Origin of the sequence: Pseudooceanicola algae, from assembly GCF_003590145.2 — a bacterium.
Taxonomy (GTDB): Bacteria; Pseudomonadota; Alphaproteobacteria; order Rhodobacterales; family Rhodobacteraceae; genus Pseudooceanicola; species Pseudooceanicola algae.
The window spans coordinates 85,365-104,219 of the sequence record NZ_CP060436.1 but is presented as its reverse complement, the minus strand read 5'-3'; the positions used below and the strand labels follow the sequence as shown (position 1 = coordinate 104,219).

The window sequence follows — 18,855 nt, the reverse complement described above, 5'->3', positions numbered from 1 at the left end:
GGTCACGGATGGGCGAGCACCGGGCAAACACGCGCCTGGCCTTGGGGCCTAGCGCAGGATCGGCGGTTTCGTCGGGTCGGAGCCCGGCGCGGGCCGCTCTGCCGGCTGCGCCTTGGGCAGTGCCGGCAGGTCAAAGCGCAGCCCGTTGCGGGCCAGGGCCGCTGCCGACGGGTCCGAAGCCCGGAAAAAGCCGACATCCAGCGCACCCGCCTCGATCCCGGAAAATGTCAGCGCCTCGGCCACGGCGCGGGCCAGGGCGGCTTCGGATCCCGGCGCGGCGTCAATGAAGGCCAGGATATGGCTGCGGCTGCCGCTGTCGCTTTCGCTGCCGGCCAGAAAGGCACAATCGGCGAGACCCCGCGCCGTGGCCAGCTTGGCATCCAGCGCGGTGACCAGGGCTTCGGGCAGGCCACGGGGGGGATGGAAGGCGGCGATGCGCTCCTCGACCTCGCTTGGGGCATGGGCGACGGTTTCGGCCAGCCAGGTGACCGCATCGGGCGGGATCAGGATGGCCGAGGGCGTTTCGAGGTTCACCGCAAGGCCCACCCCCTGCCCGGCCAGTTGCTGCACCACCAACCGCCCTGACAGGGCGGCATAGGGCGCGGCACGGCCGGTGAAATCGGTCAGACGTTCCTCGCGGTCGAACAGCAGGACGTAGGAGCCGTCTTCGACCGGAAAGATCTGCGGCGCGGCGTTTCCTTCGGCGGCCTCGGTTTCCAGCAACAGGAACAATTCGGAATCCGCCAGCCGTTCATAGAAGCGCAGGCGCAACTGGTCGTCGAGGGGGGCGGCCTGCATGGCGTCATGCGCCTGATCCAGGGCGGTTGCCGCGTCGGGTATCACATCGCTCATTCCATCGCCTTTCGCACTTCGGCGCGCAGCACCGGGATAAGCTCGGTCTCGAACCAGGGGTTGCGGCGCAGCCATGCCGTATTGCGCCAGGACGGATGAGGCAAGGGGATCCTGCCCGCCGGGGCCTCTCGCCAGGCCGCGACGGTCTGCGTGACCGGGGCGCGGGTGCCAAGGTGGATCTTCTGGGCATAGCCGCCGATCAGCAGATGCAGGCGCAGGTTCGGCAGGGAGGACAGCACCGCAGGTGCCCAGGTCTGCGCGCAGATCGGCGGCGGAGGCAGATCCGATCCCTTGGCGTCATAGCCCGGAAAGCAGAAGGCCGAGGACAGGAAGGCCATCCGCGTCACGTCATAGAACTCGTCTCGCGTGACGCCCATCCAGTCGCGCAGCCGGTCGCCGGAGCGATCATCGAAGGGGCGCTGCTTTTCATGCGCCTGACGGCCCGGCGCCTGCCCGGCGATCAGGATGCGGGCCGCCGGGTTCAGCCAGACCACCGGCGCCGGGCGGTGCCGGGTCTGGGTGGCGGCAAAGCGGTCCGCACAGAGGCGGCAGGCGCGGATGTCATCGGCAAGCTGGGTCATGCGTCTTATCTGGTGACGGGGCAGGCCGGCGTCAAATGCGGTACGACATTTCGAAACCTATCGAAATAAATGTTGCCAGACCGGAGACGCTTCGATATTTCTAGAATCATCTAAATGAATCGGAGCAACGCGATGAAGACTTTTGACAGCGTGGACAGCCTGGCGCTTGCGGCCTCGCGTTTCGCCGCCCTCGGCTCGGAACAGCGGTTGACCGTGCTGCGTCTGCTGGTGCGCGCCGGGCCCGAAGGCCTGCGGATCGGAGAACTGGGGGAAAAGACCGGCATCGGCGGGTCGACCCTGACCCATCACGTCAAGATCCTGACCCAGGCGGGCCTTGTCCTGCAGGAAAAGCAGGGCCGCAGCGTGATCTGCGCGGCGGTGGCCTATGACGACCTGAAGGACCTCGCCGATTTCCTGATCGAGAATTGCTGCGCCGATGCGCCCGCTTGTGTCCATGAAAGCGAAGGAAACCCCGATGACTGAGCTTCTGCTGACCCGATATCGCGGGCTGCGCGCCCATCTGGACGGCGCCTGGGTCGCCGTGGCGCTGGTGCTGCTGGCCATCGCGCTGTTGGATCCCGACCGGCTGGTGCCTTCGGTGATCTTCACCGGCCAGGCCTACTGGGGCACCCTGCCCTTTATCCTGTTCGCGGTGCTGGCCATCGGCTACCTGAAGGCAACGGGCGCCGAGACCCTGCTGGCCCGCGCCTTTGTCGGTCGCGAAGCCCGGATGATCGTCATGGCGGCCCTGCTGGGCGGGCTGTCGCCCTTCTGTTCCTGCGAAGTCATCCCCTTCATCGCCGCCCTGCTGGCCCTCGGTGTGCCGCTGAGCGCGGTCATGGCCTTCTGGCTCAGCTCTCCGATCATGGATCCGGCGATGTTCTCGATCACCACGGGGACGCTGGGGCTGGATTTCGCCATCGGCAAGACGCTGGCGGCGGTCGGCCTCGGCATTTTCGGCGGCACGGTGGTCATGGCTTTCAAGACCTCGCCCGTTTTTGCCGATCCGCTGCGCGAACGCCCCCAGGTCGGTGGCTGCTGCGGGGTCAAGAAACCCTTTCAGGGCAAACCGCAGTGGCGCTTCTGGTCCGAACCCGCGCGGCGGGACAGTTTCCGCGAGACTGTGCTGGAAAACGCGCTGTTTCTGACCAAGTGGCTGGTGCTGGCCTATCTGCTGGAAGCGGTGATGCTGGAATACCTTCCGGCGGAGTGGATCGCCTCGGTTCTCGGCGGTTCGGGCGTGGGTCCGATCATCCTGGGCGCCTTCGTCGGGGCCCCGGCCTATCTGAACGGCTATGCTGCCGTGCCGCTGGTCGGCGCCCTGATGGAACAGGGGATGGCACCGGGGGCGGCGATGTCCTTCATCATCGCCGGGGGCGTCAGTTGCATCCCCGCCGCCGTTGCGGTCTGGGCGCTGGTGAAACCCCGGGTCTTCGCCGCCTACCTTGGCCTCGCGATCACCGGGGCGATCCTGGCGGGGATGGCCTGGGCGCTCTGGGCCTGACGTCCAGGACCTGCCTCGTCGGACGCGCCCCCCAAAAAAGTCACCAGGACCGGCGGCTTGCCCTGCCGGTCCTGCGCATTGCATCACATTTTCCTGCCAGCCCATTGGCGCTGAATGGAAAATCCTACATAATCGCTTCGACCGGATAAATTTTGCCGTAACCGTGACCCCGTAGGGTTCAAGCGGAGCAGGGTTGGAGCGCGGATGCTCGAATTCACGAATGTCAGCAAGTCCTTCTGGACCGGCAGTCATCGCAAGGTGATCCTGGACCGGGTGTCGTTCCGGGTCGAACTGGGCCGGTCCCTGGGCATTCTGGCGCCCAATGGCACCGGAAAGACGACGCTGATCAACATGATGGCCGGGCTTGAAAAGCCCGACGAAGGCAGCGTGCGGCGAATGTGCCGCGTGTCCTTCCCGCTGGGCTACATGGGGGGCGTGATCAGCAGGCATTCTGCGATGGAAAATTCGCGCTATATCGCGCGACTCTATGCGCTGGATCCCGACTACGTCGAGGCCTATTGCCGCTGGATCTGCGGGCTGGGGGAATATTTCGACCAGCCGATCGGCACCTATTCTTCTGGCATGCGGGCCCGGTTCAGCTTTGCCTTGATGCTGGCGCTGGATTTCGACATCTACCTGATCGACGAGGGCATGCCCGGTTCGGTCGACGTCGAATTCAATCGCAAGGCCGGAGAGATCCTGCGCGAAAGACTGGCAACGACGACGATCGTGATCGTGTCCCACCAACCGGCGATCCTGGCGCGTTTCGCACGTGAGGCGGCGGTGCTGCGGGACGGTCAGCTATACATGTTCGACACCTTGGAAGAAGCGAAGCAATTGTATGACTACGAATCCCAAGGCTAGACGGTTCCAGATCCGCAGGGATGGCCCTGAACAGAAGATGCCGGACGATTGGGATCCCGACGCGATTGCCGGGCCAGTCGCAACCGAAGCAGGCCCGGAAGCCCCCCCCCCTGATGAGGCCCCCGAAAGCGCGCCCGCCGCGCCAACCGCAGACACGGATGCCGGCCGCCCCCCGGAACAGCCAGAGGATGACGACCTGCGCAGTACCCGGCGCGGACGCCGCAAGGACCGGGTCAATGCGGACAAGGACGCCGAACTGGCCGCCCGCGAATCCGCTGACCGCCCGGAAGACACCCTTGCCGAAACAGCCGGGCCCGCTCCGGCGCAGGCCGCTTCATTCGTACCGCTCGACAGCGGGCAAAGCGATACCGCCGGCCTCTCCGACGACGCCACCGCGCTGACATCACGCCAGCTGCGCGCCCTGCGGCGGGCCGCGCAGAAACATGGCGTCGATGCAGAGACCGATGAGGAAATCCTGCGCATCCTGCGCGCCCGCGGGATCGACCCGTTCGACAAGGACCCGCTGGCGACCATCCCCGGTTCGGAGGTGCCGCCCGGCGGCGCGGGTGAGCCGTCACAGGGCAATCACCTGCAACTGCCGCAGGCCTTCCGCGACAACAGCCCGGCCCGCTACACCCCCGGCGACAATGGTGCCTCCGAACGGCGGCAGCGCGAGATCATGGCGATGCAGCGCGACATCGCCCGGCGGCGGCGGCGCAAGTCGCTGCAACTGATCACCCGGCTTTCCTTCTTCATCATGCTGCCAACGTTGTTGGCCGGATATTACTATTATTTCGTCGCAACGCCGATGTATTCGACCAAGTCGGAGTTCATGATCCTGCAAGCCGACGGCACTGGCATCGGCGGCGCCAGCGGCCTGTTTTCCGGCACCCAGTTCGCCACCAACCAGGATGCCATCGCGGTCCAGTCCTTCCTTGAATCCAAGGATGCCATGCTGCGTCTGGATGACGATCTCGGGTTCCGGGATCATTTTGAACAGGATTGGATCGACCCGATCCAGCGCCTGCCCGCCGACGCCTCGCAGGAACAGGTCTACAAGATCTACAAGCGCTACGTGAAGATCGGCTACGATCCCTCCGAAGGCGTCATCCGCATGGAAATCATGGCAGCCGATCCCGAGCTGGCGACGCTGTTTTCCACCCAATTGATCCAATACGCCGAAAAGCGCGTCGACGACCTGTCGCTGCGCAAACGCGAAGACGCCATGGGCTCGGCGCTGAGTTCGCTGGAGGAGGCCAAGGATTTCCGTCGTGCCGCGCAATTGCGCCTGGTCACTTTGCAGGAAGGCACCATCGTCGACCCGGATGCGGTCATCGCATCGCTCAGGACCCAGATCAGCACCTACGAAGTGCAATTGCAGGAAAAGAAGCTGCAACTGGCTGCCCTGAACGACAATGCACGCCCCAACCAGGCGCGGGTCGATGGGGTCAACGGCGATATCTCGCGGCTTGAAACGGTGATCGCAGAGCTGAACCTGAAGATGACCGATGCCCAGATCGACGATGTTTCGCTGGCAGCCAAGACGACCGAAGTCCGGCTGGCCCAGGCCGATCTGTCCTCGGCCGATATCTTCCTTCAGGCCGCGCTGGAAAACCAGAAACAAGCCGAGCTGGAGGCGAACCGCCAGGTGCGCTACCTGACCACATCGGTTCGCCCGGTCACGCCTGAGGACCCCAGCTATCCGCGGGCCTTCGAGAACACGCTGCTGGTGATGGTCATCATGTCCGGCGTCTACCTGATGTTCTCGCTGACCGCCGCCATCCTCAAGGAACAGGTGTCCAACTAGGCAAGAAGGGCGGGCAATGACGCCCGCCCCTTTCAGGAATTCCCGGTGGACCGCCTATTCGGCGGCGATCAGACCCCGCCCTTTCAGCAGTGCCTCGACCCCCGGCATCCGGCCGCGGAAGCGCAGGTAAAGCGCCTCGGCCTCGACCGAGCCACCGCGCGACAGGATGTTGTCCTCCAGGGCTTTGGCGGTCACCGGATCAAAGGCGGACCCCGCCTCGGTGAAGGCCTCGAAGGCGTCGGCATCCATGACCTCGGACCACATGTAGCTGTAATAGCCAGACGAATATCCGTCGCCCGAGAAGACATGCGCGAAATGCGGTGTGGCATGGCGCATGGTGATCGCTTCGGGCATGCCGAGCCCGGCGAGGATCTCGGCCTGACGCGCCATCGGGTCCTTGGGGGCGGGGCCGTCGTGGAATTCCAGATCAACCAGCGCCGAGGCGACATATTCCACCGTGGAAAAGCCCATGTCGAAGGTCGCGGCACCCAGCACCTTGTCCAGCATCTCCTGCGGCATGGCCGCGCCGGTGTCGACGTGGGTTGCGTAAGTCTGCAGCACTTCGGGCACTTCCAGCCAGTGCTCGTAAAGCTGGCTGGGCAGTTCGACGAAATCGCGGCTGACCGAGGTGCCCGAGACCCGTTCCCATTTCACGTCCGACAGCATCTGGTGCAGCGCATGGCCGAATTCGTGGAACAGGGTTCGCGCATCGTCATAGGACAGCAAGGCCGCCTCGCCCGGCGCGGGCTTGGAAAAGTTGCAGACGTTGATGACGATCGGGGCCTGCTCCTTTGGCTGATGCGACTGGCTGCGGATCGCCGAACACCAGGCGCCGGAACGTTTCGAGCCACGGGCAAAGTAATCGCCGATGAAAAGCGCCACGTGGCGCCCGTCGCGGGTCACCTCCCAATGGCGGCAATCGGGGTGGTAGCCGGCCAGGGTGACGGGGGCAAATTGCAGGCCGAACAACCGGTTGGCACAGTCGAAGGCCGCCTCGATCATCCGGTCGAGTTGCAGGTAGGGTTTCAACGCGGCCTCATCCACGTCGTGCAGCGCCTTGCGCCGCTTTTCCGCGTAGTACCGCCAGTCCCAGGGCTTGAAGGCGCCGTTAAAGCCGTCCTCGGCCAGCATCTGCTGCATGGCGGCCTGATCTTCCATGGCGGCGGCGCGGGCCGGGGTCCAGACCGCCGTCAGCAGGTCGCGCACCTTGTCCGGCGTCCCCGCCATTTCGGTTTCAAGCTTGAAGGCGGCGAAGTTTTCATAGCCCAGCAGGCGCGCACGTTCTTCGCGCAGGGCCAGGGTTTCGGCGACGATGGCGCGATTGTCGGTCTCGCCGCCCATCTCGCCTCGCGCGGCCCAGGCGGAAAACGCCTTTTCCCGCAGGGCGCGGTTGGGCGAAAATTGCAGGAACGGCGTAATGACGGACCGCGACAGGGTGACGATCGGCCCGGTATCGCGTTCCGCGCCGGCAGCGCGGGCGGCATTGACCACAAAGCCCGGCAGGCCGGTCAGATCCTCGTCGCCAAGGTCCATGAACCAGTCGCGTTCATCCGCCAGCAGGTTCTGGGTGAACTGGGTTCCAAGCTGCGCCAGACGGCCCATGATCGCCTTCATCCGGGCGGCCTCTTCGCCATCCAGCGCAGCCCCGGCACGCACGAACCCCCGATGGATCAGGTAAAGCAGACGCGCGTCGTCCTCATCAAGGCCGAGGTCATCGCGCCCGTCCCACAGGGACGAGATCCGCGCGAAAAGCGCCTTGTTGGCGTGGATGTCGGAAAAATGCGCCGCCAGCTTGGGCGAAAAATCCCGTTGCAACGCCTCGCGCGCCGGGGTGCTGTCGGCCCCGGCCAGCGCATAGAAGGGCGCCAGCACCTTTTCCAACCCGTCACCCGATGCCTCGTAGGCGCGGATCGTGTTGTCGAAACTCGCAGGTTCCGGATCACCCGCGATGGCCGCGATTTCGGTGGCATGCTCGGCCAGCGCGATATCCAGCGCGGGGGCGTAGTCTTCGTCGCGGATCCGGTCGAAAGGCGGCAGGCCGAACGGCGTGTCCCAGTCGGAAAGCAGCGGATTGGTCATTCGGTCACCTTTTCCTTCTTTGCAGCCGCGCCACAGACCGGACAGTCGGGGCGGCGTTTCAGCGCGATCTTGCGGGTTTCCCCCCAGAGCGCATCATAGATCAACATCTCGCCACGCAGCGTCGCCCCGGCCCCGGTGATCAGCTTGACCGCCTCGACCACCATCATGGCACCGACGACGCCGGGCAGCGGCGACAGCACCCCGGCCTCGGCGCAACTGGGTGCAAGACCGGGGGCCGGCGCTTGCGGAAAGATACAGGCGTAACATGGGGTGCCCGAGACGGGATGAAAGACCGAGACCTGCCCTTCCCATTGCGACAGCGCGCCAGAGACCAGCGGTCGGCCAAGCTTTGCCGCCACACGGTTGGCAAGATAGCGGGTTTCGAAATTGTCGGTCCCGTCGAGGATCAGATCGTACTCCGCGAAGAGGTCGGCGGCGATTTCGGCGGTCAGCGCGCGTTCATAGGGGCGCAAGGCGACATGCGGGTTCTGGGCCGCCAGCGCCTCGACAGCCGAGCGGACCTTGGCGCGGCCGATATCCTCGTCCCGGTGGATCACCTGGCGTTGCAGGTTCGAGGCATCAACAGTGTCCGGGTCGATGACGCCGATGGTCCCCACGCCCGCCGCCGCCAGATAGATCAACGCCGGAGAGCCAAGCCCCCCCGCCCCGATCACCAGCACGCGGGCCTGCTTCAGTTTTTTCTGCCCCGGTCCGCCCAGTTCGCGCAGCGTGATATGGCGTGCATAGCGGGAAAGTTCCGCGTCCGAGAACAGCGGCATTGCGCCACCCGACTGGTCTTCGGCGGGCTGCGGTGCATCGGCCCGGGTCTTCAAACGGCCCAGCAGCGCACGATAAACCCCGACGATCAGGCCTGCCCCGCCCAGCAGCAACCAGGGTGCCGGACCTCCGCCCAGCATGGCCCGCAACCGGTCGCCTTCGGGCAGCAGCAGCATCAGGGCGAGGATCAGCAGGTAGCCCAGCCCCAGCACCAGCCCGCGCGCCCGGCGCGATACGCCAAAACGCCCCCCGATGACCCAGAGCCCAAGGGCGAACAGCAGGACCCAGCCCACCTCAGCCCTGCCCCGTCGATCCGAAACCGCCCTCGCCACGTGCAGTGACATCAAGGCTGTCGACCAGCGTCCAGCGCGCCTGCCAGACCGGTGCGACCAGCATCTGGGCGACGCGATCCCCGTGCGAGACCACATAAGGAGCGGCCCCGAGGTTCAGCAGGATGATCCCCAGCGGGCCGCGATAATCGCTGTCGATGGTGCCGGGGCTGTTGGGCAGCGTGATCCCATGCTTCAACGCAAGGCCGGAGCGCGGGCGGATCTGCACCTCGTACCCCGTCGGAATGGCAAGACGCAGGCCGGTGGGGATCAGCGCGGGGACCCGCGGCATCAGCGTCACGCTCCCCCGATCCGGCAGGTTCGCGCGCAGGTCCGCCCCCGCCGCGCCGGCGCTTTCATAGCTGGGCAGACCAAGGGTGCGGTCGGCCTCCGGCTCCCATAGTATCCTGATCGCCACCTCTGTCATCTGCGGGTTCCCGTCATGTCAGCGTCCGGGCGATCCGGTCGGCCAGACGGCGCGCCACATCCTGCTTGGACATGCGCGGCCAGTCCTCGGCGCCCGCATCATGGATCAGGGTCACGGCGTTTTCACTGCCCCCCATGATGCCCGTGGCCGGGCTGACATCATTGGCCAGGATCCAGTCACAGCCCTTGCGGCCGCGCTTGGCCGTTGCATTGGCGATCACGTCGTCGGTTTCCGCGGCAAAACCCACCACCAGCCCCGGACGCCCGGACCTGCGTTGAGAAATCCGTGCCAGAATGTCGGGGTTTTCGGCAAATTCCAGCACCGGCAAGGCCCCGGACTGTTTCTTGATCTTGGAATCTGTGGCCCCCATGACCCGCCAATCGGCGACGGCGGCGGCGAAAACGGCGGCATCGACGGGCAAGGCGGCCTCGACCGCCTTTAGCATCTGCTGCGCGGTTTCGACCCGTTTGAGGATCACACCATCGGGGGGCGGGACATCTGCGGGACCCGTGACAAAGATCACCTCGGCCCCCAGCCGCACCAGCGCCCGCGCAACTTCGGTCCCTTGCGCGCCAGAGGAGCGGTTGGCGATATAGCGCACCGGATCAATGGGTTCATGGGTCGGTCCCGAGGTCACGAGGATACGCCTGCCGGTCAGCGGACCCTGCCCGATGCGGGCCTTGATCGCCGACAGGATCTCGTCCGGTTCGGACATCCGGCCGGGACCGTATTCGCCGCAGGCCATGTCGCCCTCGTCAGGTCCGGTAAAACCGATCCCGTCGGATTTCAGCGTCGCGATATTGCGTTGGGTCGCCGGGTGCTGCCACATGCGGACGTTCATCGCCGGGGCAATCAGCACCGACGTATCGGTGGCCAGCAACAGGGTCGAGGCCAGATCACCTGCCAGCCCACCCGCCATCTTGGCCATCAGATCCGCCGTCGCCGGGGCCACCACGACCAGATCGGCAACGCGGGACAGCTGGATATGGCCCATCTCGGCCTCGTCGGTCAGGTTGAACAGCGATGTGTAGGCCTTTTCGCCCGCGAGCGCCGCGATGGTCAGCGGCGTGACGAACTGCGCGGCGCCTTCGGTCAGAACCGGAGTGACCGCCGCGCCTTCGGCCCGCAACAGCCTGATAAGTTGAGGTATCTTGAAAGCAGCAATGCCGCCGCCGATGATCAACAAGATCCGCTTGCCTGCCAGCATCGCCGCCCTCTTTTCCGCCGCCGCATTCAGCCCGAAGACTAGAACGCGGCGCGACCGGGTACAAGCGATGCCTCGGGCAGGGGCGTCAGTGCAGCAGCGCGGAAGGCTCCACGCCGCGCGACTGCAGGGTCTTGCGCATCTTGGTGAAGGCCGCAGCCTCCAACTGGCGGACGCGTTCCTTTGACAGGCCGAGTTCGGTCCCGAGGCTTTCCAGTGTGCGCGGCGCATCACGCAGCTTCCGCTCCCGCACGATCATGCGTTCACGGTCGTTCAGCTCGGCCAGCGCACCGGCCAGCCAGCCGCGCAGGGCCGCCGTGTCGTGGTCACGCCCGACGATCTCGGCAGCGCCGTCGCTGTCATCCTCCAGCGTCTCGATCCATTCACGGCCTTCGTCATCGCTGGATTGCGTCGCGTTCAGCGAGAAATCCGACCCGGACAACCGGCCCTCCATCATCTCGACATCGCGCAGGGGCACGCCCACTTCGGTCGCGATCAACTGGCGCAGCTGATCCCCGTCAAGGGTCTCACCCCGGCCCATGGCTTCGCGCTCCAGCCGGGCCTGAACCCGGCGCATGTTGAAGAACAGCGATTTCTGCGACGATGTGGAGCCGGTGCGAACCATCGACCAGTTCCGCATTACGTAGTCCTGAATCGAGGCCTTGATCCACCAGACCGCATAGGTCGAAAAACGCACACCGCGATCCGGGTCGAACTTGTCCGCAGCCTTCATCAGGCCCAGACCCGCCTCCTGAATCAGGTCGTTCATCGGGGCGCCATACCGCCGGTACTTGCCGGCCATGGAGATTGCCAGGCGCATGTAGGCGGTGATCAACCTGTGCAGAGCCGCCGTATCACGCTGGTCGCGCCAGGCATAGGCCAGCGTCAATTCGGTTTCTGCATCAAGCAGTTCCGCCTTCATGGCAGTCCGTGTCAACGCGCTTCTGGACGGGTCCGCAAATGCCATGGTCATCCTCTCGAACATCGTTTTCTATGGAAGCCCCGGCTGACCGGATTTCCGGCCATTTGAATTCGGGTCTCTTTGAACTATACGCGCCAGACCCCCATCCGGTTTCATGCAGGAGCGAAAAAATGTCTGCCACCAAGGTCCTGGTCCTGGGAGGCGCGGCCTCTGGTAAATCCGAATTCGCCGAGGATCTGGTCTGCCGCCTGGGGCCCGAACGGCTGTATCTTGCCAGTGCCGAAGCTCGCGATGCCGAGATGCGCGACAAGATCAACATTCACGCCGCGCGCCGGGGCGCAGGCTGGCAGGTGGTCGAGGCGCCGCTGGACCCGAGCCATACATTAACCACTGACAAGCCTGTTCTTTTCGACTGCGCCACCATGTGGCTGAGCAATCACCTGAGCGCCGGATCCGACCTGGAAACGGCGCAAGCGGCGCTGCTGTCAGCCCTTGCCGATTGCCCCGGCCCGGTGGTCACCGTCAGCAACGAGGTCGGCAATGGCATCGTACCCGACAACGCCCTGGCCCGCGCCTTTCGCGAGGCTCAGGGCCGGCTGAACATCGCGCTCGCGCGCCAGGCCGATTGCGTGGTTCAGGTCGTCGCCGGGCTGCCCAATGTGCTGAAAGGCACCCTGCCGTGACGCGGCTTTTCCTTGTCCGCCACGGGCCCACCCATGCCAAATGCATGGTCGGCTGGACCGATCTGCCTGCCGATCTGTCCGACCAACCCCGACTGGACGCCCTGTCGGATTACCTGCCGAAAGACGCGCATCTGATTTCTTCGGACCTGCAACGCTGCCGCGCCACGGCCGATTGCCTTGCCGGCCCCGGACGTCATCGCCTGCCCGATGACCCGGCCCTGCGAGAGCTGCATTTCGGGGCCTGGGAAATGAAACAATTTGCCGAAATAGACGCCTCGGACCCGGATCTGTCGCGGCGTTACTGGACCGAACCGGGCGCGGCCTGCGCCCCCGATGGGGAAAGCTGGAACCAGATGGCGGCCCGCGTCGGACCGGCCATCGACCGCCATGCCCCGCCCGGTCGGGACCTGATCGCGGTGGTCCATTTCGCGGTGATCCTGTCGCAGGTTGCCCGGTTCACCGGCCAGACCCCGACCGAAGTCCTGGCCCAACCGATCGAGCCGCTTTCGGTCACGCGGATCGACCTTGGCCGCGACGGGCCCGTGCTGCGGGCCATAAATCACCAACCTTGATGCCCTGCCTGCCAAATCAAGATTTCCCTGTGCCCCGCCCTGCGCCTAGGCTGCCTTGCACTTGGGCTGGACTGACCCTTGGCTGAAATCGGCCTGGATTGATTGGTAAAAGGAAACACCGAATGGTTTACGAAGTTTACTTGGGCGACCGTGCTTTTTCCAGTTGGTCGCTGCGCGCCTGGCTTCTGTTCGAACAATTCGACCTGCCGAAAAGGATCCACATGACCGGGCTTTATTCGGGCAAGCTGGCCCGCGATCTGGCCGCACTTGCCCCGGCCCGGCTGGTCCCCGTTGTGAAGACCCCCGACGGCCAGGTCATCGGTGAAAGCCTTGCCATCCTTGAAACACTCGCCGAACGTCACCCCGAGGCCGGTCTTTGGCCCGCCGATCCGGCAGCCCGCGCCTTCGCCCGCTGGATCACCGCAGAAATGCATGCCGGTTTTGCCGCGCTGCGCAGCGATTGCCCGATGCAGTTGCTGCATCGCTACGACGGCTTTCAGCCCTCGCAAGCCGTCCTTGGGGATCTGGACAGGATCACCGAACTTTTCACCCACGCCCGGAAAAACTTTGCCGGATCAGGCCCATGGCTGTTCGGCGCCTACAGCGCAGCGGATGCCTTCTATGCACCTGTCGCTGCGCGGATTGCCGGCTACGGGCTGCCGATGAACGGCGTGGTGGCCGAGTACGTGCAAGAGACCCTCGCCGATCCCGCCTTTCGCCGCTGGCGGGCCGAAGGGCTGACGATCCAATACGACCCCCAGCCCTATGCGCTTGATCTGCCCACATCCCCCTGGCCCGGTCCCGTACCGCTGGCCGCCAGACCGGTGCAGACCGGCGTGCCGGTCAACGCGACTTGCCCCTATTCCGGTAAGGCCCCCACCCATTTGATGGAGGTTTCCGGCAAGATCATCGGCTTTTGCAATGCCACCTGCCGGGACAAGAGCCTGCATGACCCCCTCGCTTTCGCCCCCCTGCGCGCGCTCTTGGCGCCGTAGAGGTTAACCACTGGGTAACTCTCGCACCGTTAACCTTGTTGCGGTGAACAGAGGGGGAGTCCCGACCGTGTTGCGGACCCATACGATTGCCTTTCAGGGGGCCGAGGCCGCCCCGGTCGAGGTCCAATGCGCCATGGCGCCGGGGGTACCGGGGTTTTCCATCGTTGGGCTGCCGGACAAGGCGGTGTCGGAGGCCCGTGAACGGGTGCGCGCAGCCATCGGGGCCTTGCGGATTGCCCTGCCGACCCAGCGGATCACCATAAACCTGTCCCCCGCCGACATGCCCAAGGCGGGCAGCCACTATGACCTTCCAATCGCCCTTGCCGTTCTGGCAGCGATGAAAGCCGTGCCGGCCGACCGCGTCGAAGACTATGTTTCCATGGGGGAATTGTCGCTGGACGGCAAACTGGTGGCGGTCGCCGGTGCCCTTCCGGCCGCGCTTTGCGCCGCAGAAGAGGGGCGCGGATTGCTCTGTGCCTCGGCTTCGGCCCCCGAAGCGGCCTGGATCGAGGCCACGGCTGTGCATGGTGCGCGCAGCCTTTCCGACATCATGCGCCACCTGACCGGCAAGACGCCCTTGCGACTGGCGCAGCCCGGGCGCCTGCCCCCGCGCAGCGAAGCCCGCGACATGCGCGATGTGAAGGGGCAGGAACGGGCCAAACGGGTGCTGGAAATCGCCGCAGCGGGTCGGCACCACCTGCTTATGACCGGCGCCCCGGGGGCGGGAAAATCCATGCTGGCCAAACGCTTGCCCGGGCTACTGCCAGATCTGTCCCCGCGCGAAGCCCTGGAAACCGCGATGGTGCATTCAGTCGCCGGATTACTGGACGGCGCCGGGATCAGCCGCGATCGCCCTTTTCGCGAACCGCATCACACCGCCTCGCAGGCCGCGATCATCGGCGGGGGGCGCGGCGCCCAGCCGGGCGAGGTCAGCCTGGCCCATAACGGCGTTCTTTTCATGGATGAATTGCCGGAATTCGCCCCCTCGGTCCTGAACACCCTGCGCCAGCCGATGGAAACCGGAGAGGTCATGGTCAGCCGCGCCAATGCGCATTTGCGCTATCCCTGCCGGTTCCTGATGGTCGCCGCCGCCAACCCCTGTCGTTGCGGCTACCTGTCCGATGCCAGCCGAGGCTGCGCCCAGGCGCCGATCTGCAGCGAGAAATACCTTGGGCGCATTTCCGGACCGATGATGGATCGCTTCGATCTGCGGATCGAGATCCCCGCAGTCCCCTATGCCGATCTCGACCGCCCGCCAGAAGGGGACAGGTCAGCGGAAGTCCGCGACAGGGTGATCGCCGCGCGCCAAATTCAGGCTGGACGCTATGCCGATCTGGCCGACACGCAGCTGAACGCCGACATCGAAGGTCAGGTACTGGACGAGGTCGCCGCGCCGGATACCGAGGGACGCGACATGCTGCTGAAGGCCGCGGACATGTTCGGGCTTTCGGCGCGCGGCTACCATCGGATCCTGCGCGTTGCGCGCACGATCGCTGATCTTGACGGCTGTACGCAGATCCGAAAGCCGCATGTCGCCGAGGCGCTGAGCTACCGGATCACCACGGTCAAAGGCTAGGCGCGCCTGGCCTCGATCGCATCCCAGATCTTGCCGGCGATGTTGACGCCATCGAACCGCTCCAGCTCCTGAATGCCGGTGGGCGAGGTCACGTTGATCTCGGTCAGGTAGTCGCCGATCACGTCGATGCCGACGAAGATCTGGCCCTTTTCCTTCAGAACCGGACCGATGGCCGCGCAGATTTCCAAGTCACGCTCGGTCAGGCCGACCTTTTCAGGACGCCCGCCAACATGCATGTTGGACCGGGTTTCGCCCGCCGCCGGAACACGATTGATGGCCCCGACCGCTTCGCCATCGACAAGGATCACGCGCTTGTCGCCCTTGGTCACGGCTGGCAGGTATTTCTGCACGATCAGCGGTTCGCGCGAGAAGCCGGTGAAAAGCTCGTGCAGGGACGACAGGTTCCGATCGTCCGCGACAAGACGAAACACCCCTGCCCCACCATTGCCGTAAAGCGGCTTCAGGATCACGTCGCCATGACGGTCCTTGAAGTCCCGGATGGTCGCCAGATCACGCGCGATGGTGGTCGGCGGGGTCAGATCCGGGAAATTCAGCACCAGCAGCTTTTCCGGAGAGTTTCGGACCCAGAAGGGATCGTTTACCACCAGGGTGCCGGGGTGGATCCGGTCCAGAAGATGGGTGGTGGTGATATAGAACATGTCGAACGGCGGGTCCTGCCGCAGCCAGACGACATCGAAATCGGAAAGGTCCACTTCGGTTTCAGGCCCGAGGATGGCATGATCGCCTTCGACCCGCTGCACCTGCAGGCTTTGGCCCCGCGCAGTTACGCGGCCTTCCTGATAGCTCAACTTGTCGGGGGTGTAGTAGAACAGCTCATGCCCACGAGCCTGGGCTTCTTCGGCCAGACGAAAGGTACTGTCGGCTTTGATGTCGACCGGACCGATCGGATCCATCTGAAAGGCGATTTTCATGGCCGGAAACTCCTGAAAAAGACGTCACCCGAAGGTGATGACCCATCCGGAGGCAAGGTGCAAGACGGCGCTCAAGCGGCCATGCTCACATTTTCCAGCACCTCGACAGCGCCGGTCACATCGACCAGGGCGACATCGATGCGCATTTCCGGCATCTCGCCGGACATTTCCTTGCCGGCATAGGCTTCGGCGGCGCGCATGATGCGGTGGATCTGCGGCCAGGCGACGCGCTGTGCAGCGGCGTCGAAGGTAGGCCCTGCCTTCACCTCGACAAAGACCAGGCGATCACCTTCGCGAAAGATCAGATCGATTTCCGCCCCGGCACCGCGCCAACGTTTGGCCGAGGTGGTGCAGCCAAGGGCGTTGTAATGCCGTTCCACCGAAAATTCAGCCGCCAGCCCCCGACTATAGGCGATGCGGCCCTTCCGGCTTTTGGACGGATGGATCGGCAAGGCGGTCACATTGGTCATTCGTCACCTTTCTCAAGCTTCAGCGCCATCTGGTAGACCTTGCGCCGGGGCAGTCCGAATTCGGCGGCAAGCTGATCGGCGGCGTCCCGGACGGTCTGCCCTTCCAGGGCCTGTCTGAGGCGGGACGTTAGATCGCTGTCACTAATATTCTCTGAAGTTCCGCGACCGATCAGCAACACGATTTCGCCCCGTGGCGGGTCTTCGCGGCAGCTTTCGGCCAGGTCGGCAAGGCTGCCGCGCCGGATCTCTTCGAATTTCTTGGTCAGTTCGCGGCAGATGGCCGCGGGGCGATCCTTGCCCAGGATATCCGCGGCGGCCTCCAGCGTGGCCGCGATCCGGTTGGGGGATTCGTAAAAGACCAGCGTCGCCTGGATGTCGCGCAACTCCAGCAGGCCCGAGCGCCGCGCGCCGGAGGCATTGGGCAGGAAACCCGCAAAGAGAAAACGGTCGGTCGGCAGCCCGCCGAGGGTCAGCGCGGTGATCACCGCCGATGCGCCGGGGGCCGAGGTGATCGCATGGCCCGCACCGCGCATTTCACGCGCGAGGTCATAACCGGGATCGGCGATCAGCGGCGTGCCAGCCTCTGATGCATAGGCGACGGACCGCCCCTCGGCCACGGCCTGCATCAGGCGCGGGCGCACCCGGTCGCCATTGTGATCGTGATAGGCCAGCAGCGGGCGATCCCCGACCGGGATGCCATGGATATCCATCAGGCGGCGCAGCGATCTGGTGTCCTCGGCCGCCAGCACATCCGCGCTGGCAAGCACGTCGAGCGCCCGCAACGTGATGTCCCGTGCCGTCCCGATCGGGACCGCGACAAGGTAAAGACCCGCCGCCAGTTTGACGCTTTCGGCATTCATTGCTGGACCCTCTGCACGATAGGTTTATTATTCCGACGTAACAACAACCTGCCGAGGCTCACCCCGGAAGGGCGCAGCCGCAGATCGTGACGAGGAGATCCCCTATGTTCGCTCTTTTGAGTGCTGCCCGCAAGGCTCTGACCCAGGCCGTCTCTGTATCCGGTCCACGGGCCGAGGATCCGGATGGCATTTCGGGGGGCGTTTCGGAACATCCGGCGAAGCGCACCGGAACCGGACGATTCGCGGCGCGGCGCGGCCTGCTCGTGGGCTTGCCGGCGGCAGCCCTGCTGGCCGCCTGCACCCCCGGCGGCTTCGGCGGCGGCGGCGGCGGTGGCCCCTCGATCAACGCAAGCGCGCCGGTTCCGGTGGCACTGCTCGTGCCCAAGGGATCGGGGTCTTCGGGCGATGCGATCCTGGCGGCGAGCCTGGAAAACTCCGCGCGTCTGGCCATGTCGCAACTGAACGGCGTGCAGATCGACCTGCGGGTCTATGACACTGCCGGCGATGTCGCCACCACGACCAGCGTGACGGAGCAGGCGATCAGCGCGGGCGCCAAGATCATCCTTGGCCCGGTCTATGCCGCCAATGCCAATGCCGCCGGCCATGTTGCGAAAAGCCATGGCATCAACGTGCTGGCCTTCTCGAACAACTCCGACATCGCGGGGGGCAATGTCTTTATCCTCGGCCCGACCTTCCGCAACACGGCGAACCGGCTGACGCAATACGCCACCCGGCAGGGGCGCCAGCGAATCGTGACCGTCTACGGCAACACGGCCGAGGGCCAGGCCGGGGCCGCCGCAATCTCCAACGCAGCGGCCCAGGCCGGGGCGACCATCACCGCCAGCGTGCCTTACGAATTCTCGCAGCAGGGCGTGATCGACGCCCTGCCCGCCATCAGTGGCGCGGCCGGGGCGGGACGGGCCGATGCGGTCTTTCTGACGGCCAATGCCGCCGGCGCCTTGCCGATCCTGACACAGCTGATGCCCGAACAGGGGCTGGACCCGGCGTCGCTGCAATATATCGGCCTGACCCGCTGGGACGTGCCGGCACAGACCCTAGACCTGCCGGGTGTTCAGGGTGGCTGGTTCGCCATGCCCGATCCGAATGTCGCGGCCCAGTTCCAGTCCCGCTACCAGGCCGCCTACGGCAACGCCCCCCACCCCATCGGGCAGCTTGGCTTTGACGGCATCGCCGCCATCGGCGCGCTGATCAGTTCCGGGCGCAGCGATGCCCTTGGCGCAAGTTCGCTGACGCAGGGTGCCGGTTTCCAGGGCGCCGGGGGGATCTTCCGCCTGCTGGCCGACGGGTCCAACGAACGCGGCCTTGCCATTGCCACCGTTCAGAACCATCAGGTGGTCGTGATCGACCCGGCCCCGAGCAGCTTCGGTGGGTTCGGGTTCTGACCCAGAGCCGCCATTTTC

The 18,855-nt window shown here is 65.3% G+C and carries 19 protein-coding genes; 9 read left to right on the top strand and 10 right to left on the bottom strand.

All coding sequences use genetic code 11. The features are described from left to right. Window positions 1-48: 48 nt before the first annotated feature. Together PSAL_RS00450 and PSAL_RS00445 are read right to left on the bottom strand one after the other, a co-directional pair. On the bottom strand, window positions 49-852 hold the full coding sequence (locus PSAL_RS00450) for an SseB family protein (RefSeq protein ID WP_119839137.1): 804 nt from the start codon (window positions 850-852) through the stop codon (window positions 49-51). Next, window positions 849-1,433, bottom strand: a complete 585-nt coding sequence (locus PSAL_RS00445) for a uracil-DNA glycosylase family protein (protein WP_119839138.1) — start codon at window positions 1,431-1,433, stop codon at window positions 849-851. The genes PSAL_RS00450 and PSAL_RS00445 overlap by 4 nt, the downstream gene beginning before the upstream one ends. Window positions 1,434-1,565: 132 nt before the next feature. Between PSAL_RS00445 and PSAL_RS00440 the strand changes: the two genes are divergently transcribed. The 4 genes from PSAL_RS00440 to PSAL_RS00425 all read left to right on the top strand — a co-directional run bounded on the left by PSAL_RS00440 (window position 1,566) and on the right by PSAL_RS00425 (window position 5,608). Beyond that, a complete protein-coding gene (locus PSAL_RS00440; protein ID WP_119839139.1) occupies window positions 1,566-1,916 on the top strand; it encodes an ArsR/SmtB family transcription factor in 351 nt (116 codons plus the stop codon). Beyond that, the gene (locus PSAL_RS00435) at window positions 1,909-2,937 is read left to right on the top strand and encodes a permease (protein WP_119839140.1); all 1,029 of its coding nucleotides are present in this window, start codon (window positions 1,909-1,911) and stop codon (window positions 2,935-2,937) included. The genes PSAL_RS00440 and PSAL_RS00435 overlap by 8 nt, the downstream gene beginning before the upstream one ends. Window positions 2,938-3,141: 204 nt before the next feature. After that, window positions 3,142-3,801, top strand: a complete 660-nt coding sequence (locus PSAL_RS00430; RefSeq protein ID WP_119839141.1) for an ABC transporter ATP-binding protein — start codon at window positions 3,142-3,144, stop codon at window positions 3,799-3,801. A 37-nt stretch (window positions 3,802-3,838) separates the two neighbouring features. Then, the gene (locus PSAL_RS00425) at window positions 3,839-5,608 is read left to right on the top strand and encodes a capsule biosynthesis protein (RefSeq protein ID WP_231388565.1); all 1,770 of its coding nucleotides are present in this window, start codon (window positions 3,839-3,841) and stop codon (window positions 5,606-5,608) included. 54 nt (window positions 5,609-5,662) lie between these two features. Here the strand turns inward: PSAL_RS00425 and PSAL_RS00420 are convergent, their stop codons facing one another. The 5 genes from PSAL_RS00420 to PSAL_RS00400 all read right to left on the bottom strand — a co-directional run bounded on the left by PSAL_RS00420 (window position 5,663) and on the right by PSAL_RS00400 (window position 11,346). Continuing rightward, the gene (locus tag PSAL_RS00420) at window positions 5,663-7,687 is read right to left on the bottom strand and encodes a M3 family metallopeptidase (RefSeq protein ID WP_119839143.1); all 2,025 of its coding nucleotides are present in this window, start codon (window positions 7,685-7,687) and stop codon (window positions 5,663-5,665) included. Further along, a complete protein-coding gene (locus tag PSAL_RS00415; RefSeq protein ID WP_231388564.1) occupies window positions 7,684-8,757 on the bottom strand; it encodes a HesA/MoeB/ThiF family protein in 1,074 nt (357 codons plus the stop codon). Before PSAL_RS00415 ends, PSAL_RS00420 begins: the two co-directional genes overlap by 4 nt. A gap of 1 nt (window position 8,758) precedes the next feature. Continuing rightward, the gene (gene dut / locus PSAL_RS00410) at window positions 8,759-9,220 is read right to left on the bottom strand and encodes a dUTP diphosphatase (protein WP_119839145.1); all 462 of its coding nucleotides are present in this window, start codon (window positions 9,218-9,220) and stop codon (window positions 8,759-8,761) included. A 13-nt stretch (window positions 9,221-9,233) separates the two neighbouring features. After that, window positions 9,234-10,427 carry a bifunctional phosphopantothenoylcysteine decarboxylase/phosphopantothenate--cysteine ligase CoaBC gene (gene coaBC, locus PSAL_RS00405; RefSeq protein WP_119839146.1) on the bottom strand — a complete coding sequence of 398 codons (1,194 nt, stop codon included), beginning with the start codon at window positions 10,425-10,427 and terminating at the stop codon, window positions 9,234-9,236. Window positions 10,428-10,512: 85 nt separating this feature from the next. After that, a complete protein-coding gene (locus PSAL_RS00400) occupies window positions 10,513-11,346 on the bottom strand; it encodes an RNA polymerase factor sigma-32 (RefSeq protein ID WP_231388563.1) in 834 nt (277 codons plus the stop codon). Window positions 11,347-11,516: 170 nt separating this feature from the next. On the opposite strand from PSAL_RS00400, the gene PSAL_RS00395 reads away from it, so the two are divergent. From PSAL_RS00395 to PSAL_RS00380, 4 genes are all read left to right on the top strand, one after another. Next, window positions 11,517-12,029 carry a bifunctional adenosylcobinamide kinase/adenosylcobinamide-phosphate guanylyltransferase gene (locus PSAL_RS00395; RefSeq protein ID WP_119839147.1) on the top strand — a complete coding sequence of 171 codons (513 nt, stop codon included), beginning with the start codon at window positions 11,517-11,519 and terminating at the stop codon, window positions 12,027-12,029. Then, window positions 12,026-12,601 (top strand): histidine phosphatase family protein, encoded by a 576-nt coding sequence (locus PSAL_RS00390; protein WP_119839148.1) that lies wholly within the window; start codon window positions 12,026-12,028, stop codon window positions 12,599-12,601. Before PSAL_RS00395 ends, PSAL_RS00390 begins: the two co-directional genes overlap by 4 nt. Window positions 12,602-12,723: 122 nt before the next feature. Beyond that, window positions 12,724-13,596 (top strand): glutathione S-transferase, encoded by an 873-nt coding sequence (locus tag PSAL_RS00385; protein WP_119839149.1) that lies wholly within the window; start codon window positions 12,724-12,726, stop codon window positions 13,594-13,596. A gap of 67 nt (window positions 13,597-13,663) precedes the next feature. Then, window positions 13,664-15,172 carry a YifB family Mg chelatase-like AAA ATPase gene (locus PSAL_RS00380; RefSeq protein ID WP_119839150.1) on the top strand — a complete coding sequence of 503 codons (1,509 nt, stop codon included), beginning with the start codon at window positions 13,664-13,666 and terminating at the stop codon, window positions 15,170-15,172. Here PSAL_RS00380 and gshB read toward each other — a convergent pair. From gshB to rsmI, 3 genes are all read right to left on the bottom strand, one after another. Next, window positions 15,169-16,104: a glutathione synthase gene (gene gshB / locus PSAL_RS00375; RefSeq protein ID WP_119839151.1), complete on the bottom strand. Its 936-nt coding sequence runs from the start codon at window positions 16,102-16,104 to the stop codon at window positions 15,169-15,171. The genes PSAL_RS00380 and gshB overlap by 4 nt on opposite strands. Window positions 16,105-16,175: 71 nt before the next feature. After that, a complete protein-coding gene (locus PSAL_RS00370; protein ID WP_119839152.1) occupies window positions 16,176-16,574 on the bottom strand; it encodes a YraN family protein in 399 nt (132 codons plus the stop codon). After that, window positions 16,571-17,434, bottom strand: coding sequence for a 16S rRNA (cytidine(1402)-2'-O)-methyltransferase (rsmI, locus tag PSAL_RS00365; RefSeq protein WP_119839153.1), 864 nt, complete (start codon window positions 17,432-17,434; stop codon window positions 16,571-16,573). Before rsmI ends, PSAL_RS00370 begins: the two co-directional genes overlap by 4 nt. Before the next feature lie 104 nt (window positions 17,435-17,538). Here rsmI and PSAL_RS00360 point away from each other — a divergent pair, with 104 nt between their 5' ends. Further along, window positions 17,539-18,837, top strand: a complete 1,299-nt coding sequence (locus PSAL_RS00360) for a penicillin-binding protein activator (protein WP_119839154.1) — start codon at window positions 17,539-17,541, stop codon at window positions 18,835-18,837. Window positions 18,838-18,855 lie beyond the last annotated feature (18 nt).

Excerpts from the sequence above, each read along its gene's own strand:
- PSAL_RS00450 (WP_119839137.1), bottom strand. The coding sequence starts at position 852 with ATGAGCGATGTGATACCCGACGCGGCAACCGCCCTGGATCAGGCGCAT.
- PSAL_RS00445 (WP_119839138.1), bottom strand. The coding sequence starts at position 1,433 with ATGACCCAGCTTGCCGATGACATCCGCGCCTGCCGCCTCTGTGCGGAC.
- PSAL_RS00440 (WP_119839139.1), top strand. The coding sequence starts at position 1,566 with ATGAAGACTTTTGACAGCGTGGACAGCCTGGCGCTTGCGGCCTCGCGT.
- PSAL_RS00435 (WP_119839140.1), top strand. The coding sequence starts at position 1,909 with ATGACTGAGCTTCTGCTGACCCGATATCGCGGGCTGCGCGCCCATCTG.
- PSAL_RS00430 (WP_119839141.1), top strand. The coding sequence starts at position 3,142 with ATGCTCGAATTCACGAATGTCAGCAAGTCCTTCTGGACCGGCAGTCAT.
- PSAL_RS00425 (WP_231388565.1), top strand. The coding sequence starts at position 3,839 with ATGCCGGACGATTGGGATCCCGACGCGATTGCCGGGCCAGTCGCAACC.
- PSAL_RS00420 (WP_119839143.1), bottom strand. The coding sequence starts at position 7,687 with ATGACCAATCCGCTGCTTTCCGACTGGGACACGCCGTTCGGCCTGCCG.
- dut (WP_119839145.1), bottom strand. The coding sequence starts at position 9,220 with ATGACAGAGGTGGCGATCAGGATACTATGGGAGCCGGAGGCCGACCGC.
- coaBC (WP_119839146.1), bottom strand. The coding sequence starts at position 10,427 with ATGCTGGCAGGCAAGCGGATCTTGTTGATCATCGGCGGCGGCATTGCT.
- PSAL_RS00400 (WP_231388563.1), bottom strand. The coding sequence starts at position 11,346 with ATGAAGGCGGAACTGCTTGATGCAGAAACCGAATTGACGCTGGCCTAT.
- PSAL_RS00395 (WP_119839147.1), top strand. The coding sequence starts at position 11,517 with ATGTCTGCCACCAAGGTCCTGGTCCTGGGAGGCGCGGCCTCTGGTAAA.
- PSAL_RS00385 (WP_119839149.1), top strand. The coding sequence starts at position 12,724 with ATGGTTTACGAAGTTTACTTGGGCGACCGTGCTTTTTCCAGTTGGTCG.
- gshB (WP_119839151.1), bottom strand. The coding sequence starts at position 16,104 with ATGAAAATCGCCTTTCAGATGGATCCGATCGGTCCGGTCGACATCAAA.
- PSAL_RS00370 (WP_119839152.1), bottom strand. The coding sequence starts at position 16,574 with ATGACCAATGTGACCGCCTTGCCGATCCATCCGTCCAAAAGCCGGAAG.
- rsmI (WP_119839153.1), bottom strand. The coding sequence starts at position 17,434 with ATGAATGCCGAAAGCGTCAAACTGGCGGCGGGTCTTTACCTTGTCGCG.
- PSAL_RS00360 (WP_119839154.1), top strand. The coding sequence starts at position 17,539 with ATGTTCGCTCTTTTGAGTGCTGCCCGCAAGGCTCTGACCCAGGCCGTC.